Origin of the sequence: Arsenophonus nasoniae DSM 15247, from assembly GCF_000429565.1 — a bacterium.
GTDB classification, from domain to species: domain Bacteria; phylum Pseudomonadota; class Gammaproteobacteria; order Enterobacterales; family Enterobacteriaceae; genus Arsenophonus; species Arsenophonus nasoniae.
Genome location: NZ_AUCC01000019.1, coordinates 19,127 through 40,380, shown reverse-complemented (window position 1 = coordinate 40,380; position 21,254 = coordinate 19,127). Strand labels below are relative to the sequence as shown.

General features: G+C 39.5%; 20 protein-coding genes. 16 read left to right on the top strand and 4 right to left on the bottom strand.

Features of this window, described 5'->3' with window-relative positions; translation table 11 throughout:
* Positions 1 to 364 precede the first annotated feature (364 nt).
* From atpI to asd, 13 genes are all read left to right on the top strand, one after another.
* The gene (atpI, locus tag G468_RS0106440) at positions 365 to 739 is read left to right on the top strand and encodes a F0F1 ATP synthase subunit I (protein WP_026822426.1); all 375 of its coding nucleotides are present in this window, start codon (positions 365 to 367) and stop codon (positions 737 to 739) included.
* 35 nt (positions 740 to 774) lie between these two features.
* Complete coding sequence (gene atpB / locus G468_RS0106435; protein ID WP_026822425.1) at positions 775 to 1,599, top strand: F0F1 ATP synthase subunit A; 825 nt, start codon at positions 775 to 777, stop codon at positions 1,597 to 1,599.
* A 53-nt stretch (positions 1,600 to 1,652) separates the two neighbouring features.
* Positions 1,653 to 1,892 carry a F0F1 ATP synthase subunit C gene (gene atpE, locus G468_RS0106430; protein WP_000429386.1) on the top strand — a complete coding sequence of 80 codons (240 nt, stop codon included), beginning with the start codon at positions 1,653 to 1,655 and terminating at the stop codon, positions 1,890 to 1,892.
* A 55-nt stretch (positions 1,893 to 1,947) separates the two neighbouring features.
* Positions 1,948 to 2,418 (top strand): F0F1 ATP synthase subunit B, encoded by a 471-nt coding sequence (gene atpF / locus G468_RS0106425; protein WP_026822424.1) that lies wholly within the window; start codon positions 1,948 to 1,950, stop codon positions 2,416 to 2,418.
* Between the two features lie 14 nt (positions 2,419 to 2,432).
* Positions 2,433 to 2,966: a F0F1 ATP synthase subunit delta gene (gene atpH / locus G468_RS0106420; protein WP_026822423.1), complete on the top strand. Its 534-nt coding sequence runs from the start codon at positions 2,433 to 2,435 to the stop codon at positions 2,964 to 2,966.
* Between the two features lie 14 nt (positions 2,967 to 2,980).
* On the top strand, positions 2,981 to 4,522 hold the full coding sequence (gene atpA, locus G468_RS0106415; protein ID WP_026822422.1) for a F0F1 ATP synthase subunit alpha: 1,542 nt from the start codon (positions 2,981 to 2,983) through the stop codon (positions 4,520 to 4,522).
* A 49-nt stretch (positions 4,523 to 4,571) separates the two neighbouring features.
* Positions 4,572 to 5,435, top strand: a complete 864-nt coding sequence (atpG, locus tag G468_RS0106410; protein WP_026822421.1) for a F0F1 ATP synthase subunit gamma — start codon at positions 4,572 to 4,574, stop codon at positions 5,433 to 5,435.
* A gap of 34 nt (positions 5,436 to 5,469) precedes the next feature.
* Positions 5,470 to 6,852, top strand: coding sequence for a F0F1 ATP synthase subunit beta (gene atpD, locus G468_RS0106405; protein ID WP_026822420.1), 1,383 nt, complete (start codon positions 5,470 to 5,472; stop codon positions 6,850 to 6,852).
* A 21-nt stretch (positions 6,853 to 6,873) separates the two neighbouring features.
* Positions 6,874 to 7,290 (top strand): F0F1 ATP synthase subunit epsilon, encoded by a 417-nt coding sequence (locus tag G468_RS0106400; RefSeq protein ID WP_026822419.1) that lies wholly within the window; start codon positions 6,874 to 6,876, stop codon positions 7,288 to 7,290.
* Positions 7,291 to 7,500: 210 nt separating this feature from the next.
* Entirely contained in the window at positions 7,501 to 8,871 is a 1,371-nt protein-coding gene (gene glmU, locus G468_RS0106395) for a bifunctional UDP-N-acetylglucosamine diphosphorylase/glucosamine-1-phosphate N-acetyltransferase GlmU (protein WP_026822418.1), read from the top strand.
* A 148-nt stretch (positions 8,872 to 9,019) separates the two neighbouring features.
* Entirely contained in the window at positions 9,020 to 10,852 is a 1,833-nt protein-coding gene (gene glmS, locus G468_RS0106390; RefSeq protein WP_026822417.1) for a glutamine--fructose-6-phosphate transaminase (isomerizing), read from the top strand.
* Between the two features lie 282 nt (positions 10,853 to 11,134).
* Positions 11,135 to 12,421, top strand: coding sequence for a glycoside hydrolase family 10-like protein (locus G468_RS0106385; RefSeq protein ID WP_026822416.1), 1,287 nt, complete (start codon positions 11,135 to 11,137; stop codon positions 12,419 to 12,421).
* Between the two features lie 197 nt (positions 12,422 to 12,618).
* Entirely contained in the window at positions 12,619 to 13,722 is a 1,104-nt protein-coding gene (asd, locus tag G468_RS0106380) for an aspartate-semialdehyde dehydrogenase (RefSeq protein ID WP_026822415.1), read from the top strand.
* A gap of 71 nt (positions 13,723 to 13,793) precedes the next feature.
* Here the strand turns inward: asd and gyrB are convergent, their stop codons facing one another.
* Genes gyrB through dnaA form a run of 4 tightly spaced genes read right to left on the bottom strand, consistent with a single transcriptional unit; the run spans position 13,794 to position 19,825 of the window.
* Positions 13,794 to 16,208 (bottom strand): DNA topoisomerase (ATP-hydrolyzing) subunit B, encoded by a 2,415-nt coding sequence (gene gyrB, locus G468_RS0106375; protein WP_026822414.1) that lies wholly within the window; start codon positions 16,206 to 16,208, stop codon positions 13,794 to 13,796.
* A gap of 25 nt (positions 16,209 to 16,233) precedes the next feature.
* Complete coding sequence (gene recF / locus G468_RS0106370) at positions 16,234 to 17,322, bottom strand: DNA replication/repair protein RecF (protein ID WP_026822413.1); 1,089 nt, start codon at positions 17,320 to 17,322, stop codon at positions 16,234 to 16,236.
* 12 nt (positions 17,323 to 17,334) lie between these two features.
* Positions 17,335 to 18,435, bottom strand: a complete 1,101-nt coding sequence (gene dnaN, locus G468_RS0106365) for a DNA polymerase III subunit beta (protein WP_026822412.1) — start codon at positions 18,433 to 18,435, stop codon at positions 17,335 to 17,337.
* Between the two features lie 4 nt (positions 18,436 to 18,439).
* Positions 18,440 to 19,825, bottom strand: a complete 1,386-nt coding sequence (gene dnaA / locus G468_RS0106360) for a chromosomal replication initiator protein DnaA (RefSeq protein WP_026822411.1) — start codon at positions 19,823 to 19,825, stop codon at positions 18,440 to 18,442.
* A gap of 686 nt (positions 19,826 to 20,511) precedes the next feature.
* Here dnaA and rpmH point away from each other — a divergent pair.
* Genes rpmH through yidD form a run of 3 tightly spaced genes read left to right on the top strand, consistent with a single transcriptional unit; the run spans position 20,512 to position 21,252 of the window.
* Positions 20,512 to 20,655 carry a 50S ribosomal protein L34 gene (gene rpmH / locus G468_RS0106355; RefSeq protein ID WP_004906236.1) on the top strand — a complete coding sequence of 48 codons (144 nt, stop codon included), beginning with the start codon at positions 20,512 to 20,514 and terminating at the stop codon, positions 20,653 to 20,655.
* Between the two features lie 13 nt (positions 20,656 to 20,668).
* Positions 20,669 to 21,028 (top strand): ribonuclease P protein component, encoded by a 360-nt coding sequence (rnpA, locus tag G468_RS0106350; protein ID WP_026822410.1) that lies wholly within the window; start codon positions 20,669 to 20,671, stop codon positions 21,026 to 21,028.
* On the top strand, positions 20,992 to 21,252 hold the full coding sequence (gene yidD, locus G468_RS22850) for a membrane protein insertion efficiency factor YidD (RefSeq protein WP_071846856.1): 261 nt from the start codon (positions 20,992 to 20,994) through the stop codon (positions 21,250 to 21,252). Before rnpA ends, yidD begins: the two co-directional genes overlap by 37 nt.
* The last annotated feature ends 2 nt before the right edge of the window (positions 21,253 to 21,254 follow it).

Sequence of the window (21,254 nt, the reverse complement as noted above, 5' to 3'; positions counted from 1 at the left end):
CCTATTTATTTTCAATAAAAAATAATTAGTATTTCAGAGTTAATTTTTTATCTTTGATTTTTCGATTTTTTTACTCTATTTCTTTTTAAGTAAATAATTTACCACATTAAAATGTGATAAAGATCATATTTTAAAAATTAATATAATTAAATAATGGTAATTAAATTGACTTAAATTTGTTTATTTTCGTGTTGCATCGAAAAATTTAAATATTTGTTCACGTTTTCGCTACTTATAGATTGAATTCATTTTTTTGGGTCGTATAATTTGCAGGTTTTTGTCTCTTGACACTCTTGAGCAAAGGCAGTTTTATACGCACTCTGCAATTTAAGATGCAAAATACTGGGAGAAAATATTAAGAGTCATGTCTGTATCCTTCTACAACGGTAAAATTGCTTTAAAACTGTTGTTATTTCAGTTAATGGCGCTTGTAATCCTGAGTATAGCTTTCTACATGAATAGTGTAGAATGGGGCTTATCTGCTTTTGCGGGCGGGTTCGCATGTTGGTTATCTAATGCTTTATTTATGCTGTTAATACGTTATCAAAAGGCAGTGAAAAAAGATGTTCCTATTCACATTGCATGGTTTTTTACCATTGGTGAGGGAGTCAAAGTTATTATAACAATAACTGTATTGGTAATTGCTTTGGGTATATTTAAAGCAGCATTTTTGCCATTAGGTTTGACCTATTTAGCTATGTTGACTATTCACATCATTACACCAGCTGTAATTAGATAGTGAGCATTTTTTAACAACAAAAGGGTAAAGACATCATGTCTGCATCAGGAGAAGTGATGACTGCGGGAAGTTACATAGGACACCATCTAAATAATCTTCAGTTGGACCTGCGTACCTTCAAATTAGTTGATCCCCATAACAACAATGATCCAACATTTTGGACGTTAAATATTGACTCGCTTTTTTTCTCAGTTGTCCTTGGAATTATTTTCTTGTGGCTCTTTAGAAAAATTGCCGTTAATGCAACCAGTGGCGTACCTGGTAAATTCCAAACTGCAATAGAAATGGTCATCGGTTTTGTCGATAATACTGTTCGTGATATGTATCATGGTAAGAGCAAAGTCATTGCACCTTTAGCTTTGACGGTGTTTGTTTGGGTATTATTAATGAATACCATGGATTTGTTGCCAATCGATTTACTTCCTTATATCGGAGAACACTACTTAGGTTTGCCTGCATTGCGTGTTGTTCCAACTGCGGATGTAAGCATTACTATGTCAATGGCGATTGGTGTATTTATCTTGATCATTTTCTACAGTATCAAAATGAAAGGATTAAGTGGATTTACGAAAGAGTTAACTTTACAACCATTCAATCATCCTATTTTCATTCCTATCAATTTGATTTTAGAAGGTGTTAGCCTGCTGTCTAAACCGGTATCACTAGGTTTACGGTTGTTCGGTAATATGTATGCAGGTGAATTGATCTTCATTCTTATTGCAGCTTTGTTGCCTTGGTGGTCACAGTGGATACTTAACCTACCTTGGGCAATTTTCCATATACTGATTATTACATTGCAAGCTTTTATTTTTATGGTTCTAACGATCGTTTATTTATCGATGGCGTCAGAAGAACATTAATTTCAACTTACTAATAAATTTTTTTATTTAACTGAAACAAACTGGAGACTGTCATGGAAAACCTAAATATGGATCTGCTGTACATGGCTGCCGCTGTAATGATGGGATTAGCAGCGATTGGTGCTGCAATTGGTATTGGCATCCTGGGGGGGAAATTCTTAGAAGGTGCTGCTCGTCAGCCAGATTTGATTCCTCTATTACGTACGCAGTTCTTTATTGTTATGGGCTTAGTTGATGCCATTCCGATGATTGCTGTTGGTCTAGGACTATATGTGATGTTCGCAGTTGCTTGATAATGCAAGCTAAATGGGAACATTAATATGTTAATTTTTAAAGAGGTATTGTGCGATGAATCTTAATGCGACAATCCTCGGCCAGGCTATTGCATTTGTCCTGTTTGTTTTGTTTTGTATGAAGTATGTATGGCCACCAATTATGGCGGCGATTGAAAAACGTCAAAAAGAAATTGCTGATGGTTTATCTTCTGCAGAGCGAGCTAAAAAAAACTTGGACTTGGCAAAAGCTGATGCGACCGAACGACTGAGAAAAGCAAAAGCAGAAGCACAAATCATTATTGAACAAGCCAATAAGCAACGTGTTCAAATGATTGAAGAGGCTAAAGCAGAGGCTGAAATTGAACGTAACAAGATCGTTACTCAGGCGCAAATTGAAATTGATGCTGAGCGTAAGCGTGCTCGTGAAGAATTGCGTAAACAAGTTGCTATGTTAGCAATTTCAGGTGCAGAAAAAATAATTGAGCGTTCCGTTGATGTAGCTGCTAATAGCGACATCGTTGATAAATTGGTCAACGAACTGTAAAGGAGGAAAGGGGCATGTCTGAAATTACTACGGTTGCTCGCCCCTATGCCAAAGCAGCTTTTGATTTTGCTGCAGAAAACCAACTTGTTGATAAATGGCAAAATATGCTTAGTTTTATTGCTGAAGCAACCCGTAATCAACAAATAGGTGAGCTGCTTTCTGGTTCAATAGCGCCAGAAACATTAGCGAAAACATTTATCACTATTTGTGGTGATGAAATCGATGAACATGTTCGAAATCTAATTCGCATTATGGCTGAAAACGGGCGTCTAAGTACGTTACCAGAGGTTTTGAAGCAATTCATACAATTACGCGCTTTTCTGGAGTCAACCGTTGATATTGACGTCATTTCTGCCACTGAGCTAAATGAAAAACAGCAATTTAAAATTTCTGCAGCGATGGAAAAACGTCTGTCACGTAAAGTTAAGCTGAATTGCAAAATTGATAAGTCTGTTATCGCAGGAGTTATTATCCGCGCCGGAGACCTGGTTATTGATGGTAGCGTGCGTGGTCGTATTGAGCGTTTAACTGACGTCTTGCAGTCTTAAGGGGATTGGAGCATATGCAACTGAATTCCACCGAAATCAGTGAACTGATCAAGCAACGTATTGCTCAGTTTGATGTAGTGAGTGAAGCTCACAATGAAGGTACAATTGTTTCTGTTAATGATGGGATCATCCGCATTCACGGTTTAGCTGAAGTTATGCAAGGTGAAATGATCGCATTACCTGGTAATCGTTATGCTATTGCACTCAATTTAGAGCGTGACTCAGTTGGTGCCGTAGTCATGGGACCTTATGCTGACTTAGCAGAAGGTATGAAAGTCAAGTGTACAGGTCGTATTCTTGAAGTCCCTGTAGGTAGAGGATTACTTGGGCGCGTTGTTAATACGCTGGGTGAGCCTATTGATGGTAAAGGGCCTGTTGAGCATGATGGGTTCTCTGCCGTTGAAGTTATTGCACCTGGCGTTATTGATCGTCAATCGGTTGATCAACCTGTACAAACAGGATACAAATCGGTTGATGCTATGATCCCTATTGGACGTGGTCAACGTGAATTAATCATTGGTGATCGCCAAACCGGTAAAACGGCATTAGCTGTTGATGCCATTATTAATCAGCGTGATTCAGAAATAAAATGTATTTATGTAGCAATTGGGCAAAAAGCGTCAACTATTGCTAATGTGGTACGCAAACTCGAAGAGCACGGTGCACTCGAGAATACGATAGTTGTTGTTGCTACTGCTTCTGAATCTGCGGCATTACAATACCTTGCGCCATATGCTGGCTGTGCAATGGGTGAATATTTTAGAGATCGTGGTGAGGATGCATTAATTATTTATGATGATCTCTCCAAGCAAGCGGTTGCTTATCGACAAATTTCGCTATTGCTACGACGTCCTCCTGGACGTGAAGCTTACCCGGGTGATGTTTTTTATCTCCATTCTCGTTTACTCGAGCGTGCTGCGCGTGTTAATGCTGAATACGTTGAAAAATTTACTAATGGTGAAATCAAAGGTAAAACCGGTTCATTAACGGCATTACCGATTATTGAAACGCAAGCAGGTGATGTTTCAGCATTCGTACCTACAAATGTAATTTCAATCACCGATGGACAAATTTTCTTGGAGTCTAACTTATTTAATGCGGGGATTCGCCCGGCAGTTAACCCAGGAATCTCAGTATCACGTGTAGGTGGCGCGGCTCAGACTAAAATTATCAAAAAATTATCTGGTGGCATTCGTACCGCGTTGGCACAATATCGCGAGTTAGCTGCATTTTCACAATTTGCTTCTGATTTAGATGATGCGACCCGTAAACAGCTTAATCATGGACAGAAAGTTACCGAATTGTTGAAACAAAAACAGTATGCACCAATGTCAGTTGCACAACAGGCTTTATCTTTATTTGCTGCTGAACGTGGTTATCTGGATGATGTTGAACTAGCAAAAATTGGTGATTTTGAGACGTCACTGCTGGCTTATGCTACTCGTGAGCATTCTATCTTGCTGAAAGAAATTGATCAGACAGGTAAATATAACGATGAAATCGAAGCCAAGTTAAATGCCTTGCTCGATTCTTTTAAAGCAACTCAATCCTGGTAATTCTATTCGGCCTTTATTGAGACCGTTTGGTTAATAAGGAGGAGCTGAAATGGCGGGCGCAAAAGAGATACGTTCTAAGATCGGTAGTGTACAAAACACACAAAAGATTACTAAAGCGATGGAGATGGTCGCTGCATCCAAAATGCGAAAAACACAAGATCGTATGGCAGCTAGTCGTCCTTATGCAGAAACTATGTGTAGTGTAATTGGCCACTTAGCATTAGGTAATCTGGAATATAAACATCCATATCTTAAAGAACGTGATGTTAAACGTATTGGTTATTTAATTGTTTCAACTGATCGGGGTTTATGTGGTGGTTTAAATATTAATTTATTTAAAAAATTGCTAACAGAAATGAAAATATGGACTGATAAGGGTGTTCAGGTTGATCTGGCATTAATTGGTTCTAAAGCAGTTTCATTCTTTAATTCGGTTGGGGGTAATATTGTTGCTCAGGTAACCGGAATGGGAGATGATCCTTCTCTGTCTGATCTTATCGGACCCGTGAAAATTATGTTAGAAGCATATGATGAAGGGCGTCTAGATAAGTTGTATGTGGTAACTAACAAATTTGTTAATACCATGACTCAAATACCAACGATTACTCAATTATTGCCTCTACCTGCGGGTGATGATGAAACATTGAAAAAGAAATCTTGGGATTATTTATATGAACCAGATCCTAAGATACTACTTGATACCCTGCTGCGTCGTTATATCGAATCACAGGTTTATCAGAGCGTTGTTGAAAACTTAGCTAGTGAACAGGCTGCTCGAATGGTAGCAATGAAAGCGGCTACTGATAATGGTGGTAACCTGATCAAGGAGTTGCAGTTGATTTACAATAAGGCTCGTCAAGCCAGCATTACTCAGGAACTTACCGAAATCGTTTCGGGGGCTGCCGCAGTTTGATGGTTAGGTTTACGAATTACGTAGAGGATTCAAGATGGCTACTGGAAAGATTATCCAGGTAATCGGCGCCGTAGTGGATGTCGAATTTCCTCAAGATGCGGTACCTAAAGTGTACGACGCGCTTGAGGTAATAAATGGTAAAGAAAAACTAATTTTAGAAGTTCAGCAGCAATTAGGTGGCGGTGTCGTTCGTTGCATTGCGATGGGGACTTCTGATGGTTTAAAACGTGGTTTAGACGTTGTTGATTTAGCTCACCCAATTGAAGTGCCTGTCGGTAAAGCGACCTTGGGGCGCATCATGAATGTGCTAGGTGATCCTATCGATATGAAAGGTGAGATAGGTGAAGAAGAACGTTGGGCTATTCATCGTGCCGCTCCCAGTTATGAAGATTTATCTAATTCAACAGAATTACTCGAAACCGGTATCAAAGTAATGGATCTTATTTGCCCATTTGCTAAAGGGGGTAAAGTAGGATTATTTGGTGGAGCTGGTGTTGGTAAAACAGTAAACATGATGGAACTTATTCGTAATATTGCGATTGAGCATTCCGGTTATTCTGTTTTTGCCGGTGTTGGCGAGCGGACTCGTGAAGGTAATGATTTCTATCACGAAATGACAGACTCAAATGTATTGGATAAAGTTTCTCTGGTTTATGGTCAGATGAATGAACCACCTGGAAACCGTCTACGTGTTGCGTTAACGGGATTGACGATTGCTGAGAAGTTTCGTGATGAAGGACGGGATGTCTTGTTATTTATCGACAACATCTATCGCTATACATTAGCAGGAACAGAGGTGTCGGCCTTGCTAGGCCGTATGCCTTCGGCAGTAGGTTATCAACCGACCTTAGCGGAAGAGATGGGGGTATTACAGGAGCGAATTACATCAACTAAAGCGGGTTCCATTACGTCTGTTCAAGCAGTTTATGTTCCTGCCGATGATTTGACCGATCCTTCACCAGCAACGACTTTTGCTCATTTGGATGCAACGGTCGTTCTTAGTCGTCAAATTGCCTCATTAGGTATTTATCCTGCGGTTGATCCATTGGACTCAACTAGTCGGCAGCTTGACCCATTGGTTGTAGGGCAAGAGCATTACGACGTAGCACGTGGTGTTCAGTCTATTTTACAGCGTTATCAAGAATTGAAAGATATCATTGCTATTCTGGGAATGGATGAGTTGTCTGAAGAAGATAAGTTGGTTGTTGCACGTGCTCGTAAAATTCAACGCTTCCTGTCTCAGCCATTCTTTGTGGCGGAAGTTTTCACCGGTTCACCGGGAAAATTTGTTTCTTTAAAAGATACTATCCATGGCTTTAAAGGTATTTTGAATGGTGATTATGATCATCTGCCTGAACAAGCGTTTTATATGGTAGGTACTATCGAAGAAGCGATAGAAAAAGCGAAAAATTTATAATGTCGCTGGTGGGAGGTTGATATGGCTGCAATGACATACCATCTGGTTGTGGTAAGCGCTGAAAAGCAGATGTTTGACGGCCTTGTCCAGAAAATCCAGGTGACAGGCAGCGAAGGGGAGTTGGGGATTTATCCACAACATACGCCGCTGTTAACTGCCATTAAGCCTGGTATGATACGTATTACTAAACAGTTTGGCGAAGAAGAATTGATCTATCTTTCTGGTGGTATTCTTGAAGTTCAACCAAATGGTGTTATTGTATTGGCTGATACAGCGATCCGTGGTAAGGATTTAGATGAAGCTAAGGCATTAGAATCTAAACGTAAAGCGGAAGAGCATATTCGTAAAGCACATGCGGATGTCGATTACGCTCAAGCATCGGCTGAATTAGCGAAAGCAATTGCTAAATTACGTGTCATCGAGCTGATGAAAAAATAATATAATCCTAAGAAATTATTAAAAGAATAGCTGTAGAAAGACAACTATTTTTATAAAAATTAGGTAAATACAGGGAGTGAGACAATTTATTTATGTTTCGCTCCTTTTCTTTTATATAGATAGTAAGCTTTTTTATTTGAACGAAATATGTAGTAATTTGCTTAATAAATAGTTTTACTTTTACCTAACTGATGGAGTTATTAGGTTTTTATGTCTATGAACGCAAAAAGTGTTGTGATTCTCGCGGCGGGGAAAGGTACCCGCATGTATTCTGACTTACCAAAAGTTTTACATCCACTGGCTGGCAAACCAATGGTGCAGCATGTTATCGACACGTCATTATCACTTGGGGCAGCTAATATTCATTTAGTTTATGGCCATGGAGCTGATTTAATTAAATTAGCTTTAGCTAATCAACCTGTTAATTGGATCTTACAGGCAGAACAGTTAGGAACAGGGCATGCAATGCAGCAAGCAGCACCATATTTTGCTGATAATGAAGATATCCTCATGCTTTACGGTGATTCTCCCCTGATCACAAAAGAAACACTTGAACGATTAATAGCCGCTAAGCCCGATGGCGGAATAGGTTTATTGACGGCAATCGTTAATGAACCGACAGGTTATGGACGTATTATTCGTGAAAGAGGCCAAATAGTTGGTATTGTTGAACAAAAAGATGCAACAGAAGAACAAGCTAAAATTAACGAAATTAATACTGGTATATTAGTTGCTAATGGTAGTGATTTAAAGCGATGGCTGAAAAAACTTAATAATAACAATGCGCAAAACGAATATTATGTAACCGATATTATTTCATTGGCGCATGAAGAAGGTTGTAAAATAAATGCTGTTCATCCTAAGAAATTGAGTGAAATGGAAGGAGTGAATAACTGTTTACAGCTTTCAGCGCTTGAACGTATTTATCAACAAGAACAAGCAGAAAGGTTGTTATTAGCGGGTGTTATGGTTATTGATCCGGCTCGTTTTGATTTGCGTGGGACATTAAAGCACGGGCGTAATGTAATTATCGATACTAATGTTATTATTGAAGGGGACGTTGTACTGGGTAATAATGTACATATTCATGCCGGTTGTATATTAAGAAATTGTATTATCAATGATAATTCAATTATTAGCCCTTACTCAGTTATAGAAGGCGCAGAATTATCTACCGCCTGTACTGTTGGCCCTTTTGCTCGTTTACGTCCGGGAACTAGGCTAGCAGATAAAGTGCATGTTGGTAATTTTGTTGAGGTTAAAAACGCCGCTTTAGGTGTGGGCTCTAAGGCTGGCCATTTAAGTTATTTAGGTGATGCTGAAATTGGTGCTGATGTTAATATTGGCGCAGGAACAATAACTTGCAATTATGATGGGGCTAATAAATTTAAAACCACTATTGGTGATAATGTTTTCGTTGGATCTGATACGCAATTAATTGCCCCGGTTACCATTGCTGATGGGGCAACTATTGGAGCAGGAACGACTTTAACTAACGATGTTAAAGAAAATGAACTCGTTATTAGTCGTATCAAACAGCGGCATATTCTCAATTGGCAACGCCCAGTAAAGAAAAAATAGCCACAAAAGAAATAATGACGATTGATCATCTATTTTATAAAGAATAAACCCAATATCTACAGGCTCTGGGAACGGTAAAAACCGAATTTATTAATCAGGTTACGGCAGCATAAGAGCAATATGCTCCTCTATTTTGGAATGAAAATTGATGTGTGGAATAGTTGGTGCAGTAGCACAACGTGATATAGCTGAAATTCTTATTGAAGGGCTTCGTCGACTGGAGTACCGAGGTTATGACTCTGCCGGTATAGCCGTGGTTGATGATAAAGCCAATCTGACACGATTACGTGAAACGGGTAAAGTTCAGATCCTGGCTGATGAAGTAGAAAAACATGCTGTCATTGGTGGCACAGGTATTGCGCATACACGTTGGGCCACTCATGGTCAGCCAAGCAAAAAAAATGCCCATCCGCATACATCGGAATATATTGCGGTTGTTCACAATGGAATTATTGAGAATTATCAAGAACTGCGTGAACAACTTAAAAAACAAAAATATGTTTTTACTTCAGAAACTGATACTGAAGTTATCGCGCATTTAACGCATTGGGAATTACAAAAGGGTGGCACTTTGCTTGAAGTGGTACAGCGTGTTATACCCCAGTTAAAGGGCGCTTATGGTACCGTCATTATGGATAGCCGTACTCCTGGATTACTGGTGGCTGCGCGTTCGGGTAGCCCTTTAATTATAGGTTTAGGTGTTGGTGAAAATTTTCTTGCATCTGATCAATTAGCCCTTTTGCCGGTTACACGTCGCTTTATCTATTTAGAGGAAGGTGATATTGCTGAAGTGACTCGTCGAACAGTGCGAATTTTTGATCAGCAAGGCATAGAAGTTGAACGAGAGTCAATAGAATCTAATGTTCAATATGATGCTGGAGATAAAGGAATTTATCGCCACTATATGCAAAAAGAGATCTATGAGCAGCCCTTAGCAATAAAAAATACCTTGGAAGGTCGCTTTGATCAGCAGGATAGAGTTATTTTTACCGAATTAGATAAAAAAGCCCAAAATCTATTATCTCAGGTTGAACATATTCAAATTGTTGCTTGTGGGACTTCATACAATGCTGGAATGGTTGCCCGTTACTGGTTTGAATCTTTAGCCGGGATACCTTGTGATGTAGAAATTGCTTCTGAATTCCGTTATCGCAAACCGGCCCGGCGGAAAAATAGTTTATTGATCACCCTTTCTCAATCGGGTGAAACCGCCGATACTTTAGCGGCATTAAGATTATCGAAAGAGCTTGGTTATCTGGCATCATTGGCCATATGTAATGTTTTCGGTTCTTCTTTGGTTCGTGAATCAGATTTTGCATTAATGACAAAAGCCGGCGCAGAAATTGGTGTAGCATCCACCAAAGCATTTACCACCCAATTGACAGTTTTATTATTGTTGGTTGCTTATCTGAGCCGCTTGAAAGATAAAGATATTGCCCTTGAGCGAGACATCGTTCAGGCATTACATGCCCTACCTGCTCGTATTGACAGTATGTTATCGCAAGAAAAAATGATTGAAGTTTTAGCAGAAGATTTTTCAGATAAAAATCATGCTCTTTTTCTGGGGCGTGGTGATCAATTTCCGATAGCGGTTGAAGGTGCGTTAAAGCTAAAAGAGATTTCTTATATTCACGCCGAAGCCTACGCAGCTGGTGAGTTGAAACATGGCCCATTAGCCTTGATTGATGCCGATATGCCCGTGATTATTATTGCGCCGAATAATGAATTATTGGAAAAGCTTAAATCAAACATAGAAGAAGTTCGTGCCCGAGGAGGATCACTTTATGTTTTTGCTGATAAAGACGCCGGTTTTATTGACAGTGAAAATATGAAAATTATCCCATTACCCCATGTTGAAGAGTTAATTGCCCCGATTTTTTACACCATTCCACTGCAATTATTATCTTATTATGTAGCCTTAATCAAAGGTACCGATGTGGATCAACCAAGAAATTTAGCTAAATCTGTGACTGTTGAGTGAGTTGGGTTAGGCTATCCTCATAAATTATTGTATAGAATAGTCTGAGATAGCTTTTTTACATTTTGTTACCTATTTTTATACTGAAAAATGCGCTTTGCTCTAGCGTATTTTTTTATAAGATTAAAAAATAGCAAGCTAAAATATTATTATTAAGTTAATTTGATTATTGATTACCGAAAATAAATATTTTTATATTTAATAAGGTCATTAATATAATACCATCAATTAAACAATACTCACAATTTATCGAGCTCTGAACGATAACAAAATAAGGAATGAAGGATGCGATTGCGATTAAAGGGGATAAGGTGGTTTATTACTTCGTTATTTTGCTTGTTTTTAGTCGTTGGTTGTAATAATAAAAAAGTCGCGGATGAGCAGAAAACAACAATTAAAGCAGAGATACCCGTACGTGGTGTGTGGTTAACGACCGTATCTCGCCTTGATTGGCCCTCCCTTTCATCGGTTAACCTTGATTCAGATCAGCGTAGAATTGAAGTACAGAAAAAAGAGCTAATCGATAAACTAGATAATTTGGTAAAAATAGGCATTAACACCATTTTTTTTCAGGTCAAACCCGATGGTACAGCGCTTTATCATTCTCACATTCTTCCTTGGTCTGACATGCTTACAGGCGTAGTCGGTAAAGACCCAGGTTATGATCCGTTAGCGTTTATTATTGCTGAAGCACATAAAAGAAATTTAAAAATACATGCTTGGTTAAATCCCTACCGTGTTTCAATGGATACGCAGCCAGAAACTATTGCTTCACTGAAAAAGACACTTTCTTCTCCGCCTGCTAGTGTTTATGTTTTACATAAAGATTGGATACGTACTGCCTACGACCGTTTTGTGCTTGATCCAGGCTTACCAGAGGTTCGTAATTGGATCACCAGTATTGTGGCTGAAATAGTTAGAAACTATGATATTGATGGAATTCAGTTTGATGATTATTTCTATTATGAAACACCTTCCTCCAAAATTAATGATGATGCAACATTTCAACGATATGGTCAGGGATTTTTAGATAAAGCCAGTTGGCGAAGAAATAACACTTTGTTGTTGATTCGAGAGGTTTCTTCAACAATTCGTGCGTTAAAACCCAATATTGAATTTGGTATCAGTCCTGGCGGTGTTTGGCGAAATATTGCAGATGATCCACGCGGCTCTGATACTAAGGCGGGTGGGCCTACTTACGACAAAGCCTATGCCGATACCCGACTATGGGTAAAAGAAGGTTTATTAGATTATATCGCCCCACAGATTTACTGGCCTTTTGCCCGCGAAATTGTGCGATATGATGTGATTGCAAGATGGTGGGCTGATGTGGTGAGATCGACTAACACTAAATTGTATATTGGAATGGCGTTATATAAAGTTGGTGTGCCATCTCAGGCAGAGCCAGATTGGTCTCTTGACGGCGGTGTCCCGGAACTAAAAAGACAACTCGATCTAAACGATCAATTACCTGAAATTAAAGGCGAGATCCTATTTAGAGAGGGACTACTCCAGTCTTCTCCGCAAACTGAAGAGGCAGTAAAATATCTTAAATCTGGTTGGCATCCATAAGCGTAGTAAAGTTATTTACCGTTATTTTAAGCAAAACACCCTTAATACGGGGTGTTTTTTTATCAGTTATAAATAGATTTTTATTTATTAAATAATTAGTGTTAATAAATGGCGAAAATGATTTCAATTTGCGATTATTGTTTATAAATGACGATAATTTTACTTGAGCTTCAACGTTCAGATTGGATATAAAAAGAATGAAAAATGTTGGATTTATTGGCTGGCGAGGAATGGTTGGTTCTGTGTTGTTGCAACGAATGGCTGAAGAGGGTGATTTTGATAATATCAATCCTGTTTTTTTTACCACCTCTCAGCATGGTGAGCTGGCGCCAAAATATGGTCAACATCAAGGAACACTACAAGATGCTTTTGATCTTGATGGGCTGAAGGAATTAGAGGTAATAATTAGCTGTCAAGGGGGCGACTATACCGAGCAAATTTACCCTAAACTACGTGCTATTGGTTGGACAGGTTATTGGATAGATGCCGCATCTTCGTTACGGATGGAAGAGGAGAGCATTATTATTCTTGATCCCGTTAATCGCCAGCATATTGATAGAGGTTTAAATGAAGGGATAAAAACCTTTGTTGGTGGTAATTGCACGGTCAGTTTAATGCTAATGGCATTAGCTGGTTTATTTGCTGAAAACTTGATTGAGTGGGTTTCGGTCGCAACCTATCAGGCGGCTTCTGGTGCAGGTGCGCGTAATATGCGTGAATTATTACTGCAAATGGGTGAGTTACATGCACAGGTTGCTGATGAACTGCAAAATCCGGCGGCGGCGATTTTATCGATCGAGAAAAAAGTCACTGACTTCACGCGTAGCGGAAAAATGAGCACAGAAGCCTTTGGTGTGCCATTAGCCGGTAGTTTGATCCCCTGGATAGATAAACAACTGCCTAATGGTCAAAGCCGGGAGGAATGGAAAGGGCAGGCGGAAACTAACAAAATTTTAAATAGTGTTAGTCATATTATTCCTGTCGATGGTTTATGTGTTCGTATTGGCGCATTGCGCTGCCATAGCCAGGCATTTACCTTAAAATTGAAAAAAAATGTGGCTATTGCTGATGTTGAGCAAATTTTGGCTGCCCATAATGAATGGGTTCGCATTGTTCCTAATGAACGAGAATTAACCATTCAACAGTTAACACCGGCGGCAGTGACTGGAACCCTAAATGTTCCGATAGGGCGTTTGCGGAAATTAACTATGGGGCCAGAATATTTAACCGCTTTTACGGTTGGTGATCAGCTATTATGGGGAGCAGCCGAGCCTTTACGCCGTATGTTAAAAATATTATAAAATATTAGATAGCTTGATTTAATAAAAAGCCCCAAATTAGGCATGGGGCTTTTTGTTTTGTTATTTAAAAATTAAATGTCGATATTTTCGGCTTTTAATGCGTTTTCTTCAATGAAAGCTCTACGTGGCTCAACCGCATCACCCATTAGGGTGGTAAACAGTTGGTCAGTTGCGATTGCATCTTTAACGGTAACACGCATCATGTGGCGGGTATCTGGGTTCATCGTTGTTTCCCATAATTGCTCTGGATTCATTTCGCCCAATCCCTTATAGCGTTGCACCATCAAGCCACGGCGTGATTCTTTTGATAACCAGTTTAATGCATCTTCAAAGGAAGAAATAGTCTGGCGACGCTCACCTCTTTCCACATAGGCACCATCCTCAATTAGATCGCCTATTAGCTGACCTATTTTAGTAATGCGAGTATATTCAATACCATGAATAAAATCGAAATCTAGATTGTAATCGGTATCAACGCCATGGGTTCTAATACGTAAAACCGGTTCAAATAATTGACGCTCACTATTTTCATTAATGTGGTAACTATAAGTACTACCATGTTCTTCATTATCGGTTAGGCGTTTAACTAACATGTTTATCCAATCTTCTACTTTTGCTTTATCTTTCAAATCATCTTCTACCAAAGTAGGTTGATAGATAAGATTATTTAATAAAGCCAGCGGATAGACACGTTCTAACCGTTTGATAATTTTCTGCGCCGCATTGTATTCAATGATTAACTTCTCCAATGGCTCACCTTTCAATGCCGGAGCATGAGGGCTGGTATAGAGTGCGGCATTGTCTAAAGCAATTGAGATCAAATATTCGTTCATCGCCTCATCGTCTTTAATATATTGTTCTTGCTTACCTTTTTTCACTTTATATAAAGGTGGCTGCGCAATATAGACATGGCCTCGCTCGATGATTTCTGGCATCTGACGATAGAAGAAAGTTAATAACAATGTCCGAATATGAGAGCCGTCAACATCGGCATCGGTCATGATAATAATGCTATGATAACGTAATTTATCAGGATCATATTCATCGCGTCCAATACCACAGCCTAAAGCAGTTATTAAGGTAGCGACTTCCTGTGAGGAGAGCATTTTATCGAAACGGGCTTTTTCCACATTAAGAATTTTACCTTTTAACGGTAAAATTGCCTGATTTTTCCGGTTACGCCCCTGTTTGGCAGAGCCGCCTGCGGAATCACCCTCCACTAAATAAAGTTCTGATAACGACGGATCACGTTCCTGGCAGTCTGCTAATTTGCCTGGTAATCCGGCCAGATCCAGCGCACCCTTGCGGCGAGTCATTTCACGTGCTTTACGGGCGGCCTCGCGGGCACGGGCAGCATCAATAATTTTGCTAACAACGATTTTGGCGTCATTAGGATTCTCTAATAGATATTCAACCAGCTTTTCATTCATTAATGTTTCAACAACGGTTTTTACTTCGGAAGAAACCAGCTTATCTTTTGTTTGTGAAGAAAATTTTGGATCGGGAACTTTAACTGACACAACGGCAATTAAACCTTCACGGGCATCATCACCAGTAGCACTAACTTTGGCTTTTTTCTGATAACCTTCTTTATCCATATAACTGTTTAGTGTACGTGTCATTGCGGTACGAAAACCAACCAGATGCGTTCCTCCATCTCGTTGTGGAATATTATTGGTAAAGCAATAAACATTCTCCTGGAAGCCGTCATTCCATTGCATGGATATTTCTACATTAATACCCTCTTTTTCAGCCGAAAAATAGAAAACACTGGGATGAATTGGGGTTTTATTTCGGCTTAAGTATTCGACAAAAGCTTTAATTCCACCTTCATAATGAAAATGGTCTTCTTTATTATCACGTTTATCGAATAAACGAATGGAGATGCCCGAATTGAGAAAAGAGAGCTCCCGTAACCGTTTTGCCAAAATATCGTATTCGAATTCGGTAACCGTTTTGAAAGTTTCCAAACTTGGCCAGAAACGAATATAAGTTCCCCGCTCTTCAGTTTCACCGGCAATCGTTAAAGGTGCCTGCGGAACACCTAATTGATAAGTCTGCTCATGGATCTTTCCTTCACGGCGGATCACCAACGATAATTTTTCGGATAAGGCATTAACGACAGAAACGCCAACACCATGTAGGCCACCCGAAACTTTATAGGAATTATCATCAAATTTGCCTCCAGCATGGAGAACCGTCATGATGACTTCTGCGGCAGACACCCCTTCTTCTTCATGAATATCGGTTGGAATACCACGACCATTATCGAGAACAGAGATGGAGTTATCGGTATGTATAGTTACAATAATATCGGTACAATACCCTGCCAAGGCTTCGTCGATAGCGTTGTCGACAACCTCGAAGACCATGTGATGAAGGCCTGTACCATCGTCGGTATCACCGATATACATGCCTGGGCGCTTACGCACCGCGTCTAGCCCTTTTAATACCTTGATACTTGAGGAGTCATATGTATTCGACATCAACGTTTCTCGCTAATTTCTGATCCTATGGTTGAACTTCTATTTTGCCATGTTTTACGCAAAACATCCTACTATTTCCATCTAACATATCTTTAACTTGCGCGATGGTAATCGCGCTAACAAAGACCTGAGCTTGTGTCGCTTTAAGCCGTTCGGCTAATAATTGACGGCGATCCTTATCTAACTCAGAAGCAAAATCGTCTAATAGATATAAGCATCGTTGCCCACTCTGTCGGGTGAAATATTCACCTTGTGCTAATTTTAGTGCGCACATTAATAATTTTAACTGCCCGCGGGATAAAATATCTTCAACGGCAATTCCTCCTACACGGAGCCGTAAGTCAGCTTTGTGTGGTCCTAATGCGGTATAGGTTAGCATTCGATCACGTTCAAATTGCCTTACTAGTATATCTGAATAATCAGTTTCTTTATCCCATCCTCGTTGATATGAGATGCTAAGTGAAAATTCAGGTAAGAACTGTTTACAGGTGTTTTCAATATCTTTCGCAATACCTGCAATATAATTGGCCCGCCATTCGCTTATTTTATGGGCCAGCGGGATCAGTTCATAGTCCCAATGACTAAGCTCATTATAACGTGTTGCTTGGCGCAATGCTGCATTACGTTGCTTTAATAGCCGTTTTAAATCAGACCAGGCAGCAAAAAACTGAGGTTCATTATGGAAACATCCCCAGTCAAGAAAAGCTCGACGATATTTAGGGCCACCATTTAATAAAGTAAAACCTTCAGGGGTTATTAATTGCATCGGTAATAATTTGGCTAATTCAGCAATTTTATGTCCATCACTACCATTAATACGAACTTTACTATCACCATTACGATCTTTACTTAGCCCCAAAGTCAGTTCACGCGATTCCGGCTCTAAAGGAACAAGACGACCATGTAAAATAAAATTATCTTGTTCATGTCGAATGACACGCGCAGCTTGAATGCTACGAAAAGCCCTGCCGTGCCCTAATGTATAGATCGCTTCAAGAATACTTGTTTTTCCGCTGCCATTTGGACCAATCAAAAAATTAAAACCTGTTGCTAATGATAGATCCGCACTTTCAATATTACGAAAGTCGCGGATAAGTAAACGCGAAAGCATCATAGAATTTGAATATTATAGACGCATAGGCATAACAACATAAGCTGCTGCGTTAGTGGCCGCGTCTTCGATTTGTACGCTTGAATTTGAATCAGTCAACAATAAATTAACCTGCTCGCATTTTAGTGTATTTAATACATCGAGGATATAACTGACGTTAAAACCAATTTCTATCATCGGACTTTGATAATTGACATCAACAATTTCTTCTGATTCTTCTTGTTCTGGATTGTTTGCGGTAATTCTAAGTTGATTTTCACTTATATAAAGGCGAACACCGCGGAATTTTTCATTGGATAAAATCGCAGCTCGAGAAAATGCTTGTTTTAGTTTATCACAATCCGCGGTCAATGTTTTATCCGGATTTTTGGGCAAAACACGTCGGTAATCAGGAAAACGGCCATCAACCAGTTTGGAGGTGAAAATAAAATCACCAACATGAGCTCGGATATTATTACTACCAATCTGTAACTTAAGTGACTCGTCGCTACTATCCAGTAATCGCATAAATTCTACCACTCCTTTGCGAGGAACAATCACTGAATGGGTTGGTAAATCCTTATCAATATTGAGTGAACAAACAGCTAAACGATGGCCATCAGTAGCAACAGTGCGTAATTCTTGACCTTCAGTTTCAAATAGCATGCCATTAAGATAATAGCGCACATCTTGATGTGCCATTGAAAATTGGGTAGCTTCAATTAGGCGTTTTAAGGTAGCTTGAGGCAGTTCAAATTCGACTTCACTTTGCCAATCGTCTAGGTTGGGAAAATCAGCGGCAGGAAGAGTAGAAAGCGAAAAACGGCTGCGGCCAGAACGTACAAGCAGACGGTCTCCTTCAAGTGTGACCTTGATTTCTGCGCCATCGGGTAACCCACGCCAAATATCGAAAAATTTACGGGCGGGTACAGTGATTGAACCACTTTCACCTGGTTGTGTTAGTGTTACCTTTGCGACCATTTCTACTTCTAGATCGGTACCAGTTAATGAAAGTATATTTTCACTCACTTGCAGTAATAAATTACCTAAGATAGGTAATGTAGGCCGCCCACCAAGTGGACCACTGACTTGTTGCAGTGGTTTGAGTAATTGTTCACGTTCAATAGTAAATTTCATAGCATTAGGATGATAATGTTCTGATTAAGTTAGAAAAATCCTCTTTAATGTCGTGACTTTCCTCCCGTAGTTGCTCAATTTTTCTACAAGCATGGAGTACGGTTGTATGATCGCGTCCACCAAAGGCATCCCCAATTTCGGGCAAACTATGGTTTGTCAGCTCTTTTGCTAATGCCATTGCCATTTGCCTCGGACGCGCCACAGAACGGGAACGGCGCTTGGATAACAAGTCAGCAACTTTAATTTTGTAATATTCTGCAACGGTTTTTTGAATATTATCAATAGTGACAAGTTTTTCTTGTAATGCGAGTAGGTCGCGTAATGCTTCGCGAACAAAATCAATGGTAATTGCACGACCGGTAAAATTAGCATTGGCGATAACTCGATTCAGTGCCCCTTCCAGCTCTCGAACGTTTGAACGCAAGCGTTTAGCAATAAAAAAAGCGACTTCATCAGGCAATTGGATCTGATTTTCGTCGGCTTTTTTCATCAAAATAGCAACCCGTGTTTCCAATTCTGGTGGTTCAATCGCAACCGTTAATCCCCAGCCAAAACGAGATTTTAGTCGATCTTCAACCCCATTAATTTCTTTAGGGTAGCGATCTGAAGTCAGAATGATTTGCTGATTACCTTCGAGTAAAGCATTAAAGGTATGGAAAAATTCTTCTTGAGAACGCTCTTTATTAGCAAAAAACTGAATGTCATCAATTAATAATGCATCTACCGAGCGATAATAACGTTTAAAATCTTCAATCGCATTATTTTGTAACGCCTTTACCATATCTTGGACAAAACGCTCAGAATGCATATAAACCACTTTGGCATTCGCTTTGCGCGCCATGATGTTATTACCTACTGCATGAAGCAGGTGAGTTTTACCTAATCCTGTGCCCCCATAAAGAAAAAGTGGATTATAAGCTCCGCCAGGATTATCTGCTACTTGGCTGGCAGCGGCACGAGCAAGTTGGTTTGATTTACCTTCGACAAAGTTATTGAATGTGTGCTTAGGGTTCACATTTGAACGATAGGCGATTTCAGGTTGAACCTGTGTATTGTCCCAACTAGGCCGTATTATTGAATTTATTGGTGTCGAAATGGTTTTATTTGCAGCGGTATGCGTTGAAGCACCGCTTGGTGTTATTTGCGGTTTATTACCCACTTCGAATTTCAGTGCAGGCACATCAGAACCACAAAAATCACTCAATAATTCATTAATATTATTGATGTATTTATCTCTTACCCAATCTAGTACGAAACGGTTAGGAGCATAGAGTGCTAATGTGTTATCACTCAATTCTGCCTGGAGAGGGCGTATCCACATACTGAATTCTGTGGCAGGTAACTCATCCTGCAATCGGGCAAGACATTGCTGCCAAAGTGAAAATGACACGACGGACTCCCCTAAAACAAGACCAATGGAAAATTATTAAATTTAATAGGTAATAAAAACTGTTAATACCTCAGAAAAGATTTACCGAAAATTCGCGCGATAAACGATATCAACTTATACAAGCTATGATCTTAGTACACTATAATAGATCATAACGCAAAATTTGAATAAGATCCTCACTCTTTTACACAGTTTTAGCACTTTTTATCCACAGGATTAAATTTAGGATTAAGATGTATAAAATGAAGTAAGGAAGCAAAAAGAATACTAGCACATATATTAGATATACATAACACCTAGTAACAGATAACTTTAGATCAAACTTGGCAATTAGTCTCTATCTTGAGCCAAATAATTTTTGATCTTTTAATGATCCTTGAGATTTCCATGAGAATCCGTATAATTTTGCACCTTGTGTGTGATATCATCATTTTTCCAGTTTTCTGGCAGTACTTGGTAAGAAAGAAAAGTAGGGTATTAGTTTAAGTTTTATAGTAGCTAATGATGGAGAAAAGCGTCGAATTTGTCTCCTGCATTGCGTAATGCTAGATATTTTATTACAATCCTGCCTCTTTACTATATTGGTGTTGTTACGATTGGATATATCAGTATTGTTTGTTCCACTGGTCACCCACGAATTTACTGAATCAATAATAACTATTTTGTTAAGTTAGGTAGAAACCGCTATGAAACGCACTTTTCAACCGTCCGTACTAAAACGTAATCGTTCTCACGGTTTCCGTGCTCGTATGGCAACTAAAAATGGTCGTCAGGTTTTGGCTCGCCGTCGTGCTAAAGGCCGCGCTCGTCTGACCGTTTCTTCAAAGTAATAACCCTATCGAAGTGGTTATGCTTGCTTTTCCTAGGGAGTTAAGATTATTAACTCCCAGGCACTTTGATTATGTCTTTCAACAGCCACAACGGGCGAGTTCTCCAGAAATAACCATTCTTGGACGCCTCAATGAGCTGGGGTACCCGCGTATTGGTCTTACTATCGCAAAAAAAAATGTTAAACGCGCTCATGAACGCAATCGCATTAAGCGACTAACGAGAGAATATTTTCGTTTACATCAGCATGAGTTGCCTTCGATGGATTTTGTGATATTAGTAAGAAAGGGGGTTGCTGATTTGAATAATCAAGAAATCACCGAAACATTAGGCAAATTATGGCGTCGTCACTGTCGTTTGGCTCGCGGCTCTTAATCTCGATAATAAGAGGTTATCAATTGATAATAAGTCCTTTATTAGGGCCTCGCTGCCGTTTCAACCCTACCTGCTCACAATATGGGATCGAAGTATTATATCGATTTGGATTGATAAAAGGTGGTTGGTTAATGATGAAACGCGTATTAAAATGCCATCCTTTACATAGAGGTGGTGACGATCCCGTTCCACCTAGACAGAATGACCATAATAGAGAACATTAACG

What these genes read in the sequence shown, in the direction of transcription:
- atpI (WP_026822426.1), top strand. Translation starts at nt 365, where the DNA reads ATGTCTGTATCCTTCTACAACGGTAAAATTGCTTTAAAACTGTTGTTA.
- atpB (WP_026822425.1), top strand. Translation starts at nt 775, where the DNA reads ATGTCTGCATCAGGAGAAGTGATGACTGCGGGAAGTTACATAGGACAC.
- atpE (WP_000429386.1), top strand. Translation starts at nt 1,653, where the DNA reads ATGGAAAACCTAAATATGGATCTGCTGTACATGGCTGCCGCTGTAATG.
- atpF (WP_026822424.1), top strand. Translation starts at nt 1,948, where the DNA reads ATGAATCTTAATGCGACAATCCTCGGCCAGGCTATTGCATTTGTCCTG.
- atpH (WP_026822423.1), top strand. Translation starts at nt 2,433, where the DNA reads ATGTCTGAAATTACTACGGTTGCTCGCCCCTATGCCAAAGCAGCTTTT.
- atpA (WP_026822422.1), top strand. Translation starts at nt 2,981, where the DNA reads ATGCAACTGAATTCCACCGAAATCAGTGAACTGATCAAGCAACGTATT.
- atpG (WP_026822421.1), top strand. Translation starts at nt 4,572, where the DNA reads ATGGCGGGCGCAAAAGAGATACGTTCTAAGATCGGTAGTGTACAAAAC.
- atpD (WP_026822420.1), top strand. Translation starts at nt 5,470, where the DNA reads ATGGCTACTGGAAAGATTATCCAGGTAATCGGCGCCGTAGTGGATGTC.
- G468_RS0106400 (WP_026822419.1), top strand. Translation starts at nt 6,874, where the DNA reads ATGGCTGCAATGACATACCATCTGGTTGTGGTAAGCGCTGAAAAGCAG.
- glmU (WP_026822418.1), top strand. Translation starts at nt 7,501, where the DNA reads ATGTCTATGAACGCAAAAAGTGTTGTGATTCTCGCGGCGGGGAAAGGT.
- glmS (WP_026822417.1), top strand. Translation starts at nt 9,020, where the DNA reads ATGTGTGGAATAGTTGGTGCAGTAGCACAACGTGATATAGCTGAAATT.
- G468_RS0106385 (WP_026822416.1), top strand. Translation starts at nt 11,135, where the DNA reads ATGCGATTGCGATTAAAGGGGATAAGGTGGTTTATTACTTCGTTATTT.
- asd (WP_026822415.1), top strand. Translation starts at nt 12,619, where the DNA reads ATGAAAAATGTTGGATTTATTGGCTGGCGAGGAATGGTTGGTTCTGTG.
- gyrB (WP_026822414.1), bottom strand. Translation starts at nt 16,208, where the DNA reads ATGTCGAATACATATGACTCCTCAAGTATCAAGGTATTAAAAGGGCTA.
- recF (WP_026822413.1), bottom strand. Translation starts at nt 17,322, where the DNA reads ATGATGCTTTCGCGTTTACTTATCCGCGACTTTCGTAATATTGAAAGT.
- dnaN (WP_026822412.1), bottom strand. Translation starts at nt 18,435, where the DNA reads ATGAAATTTACTATTGAACGTGAACAATTACTCAAACCACTGCAACAA.
- rpmH (WP_004906236.1), top strand. Translation starts at nt 20,512, where the DNA reads ATGAAACGCACTTTTCAACCGTCCGTACTAAAACGTAATCGTTCTCAC.
- yidD (WP_071846856.1), top strand. Translation starts at nt 20,992, where the DNA reads ATGGCGTCGTCACTGTCGTTTGGCTCGCGGCTCTTAATCTCGATAATA.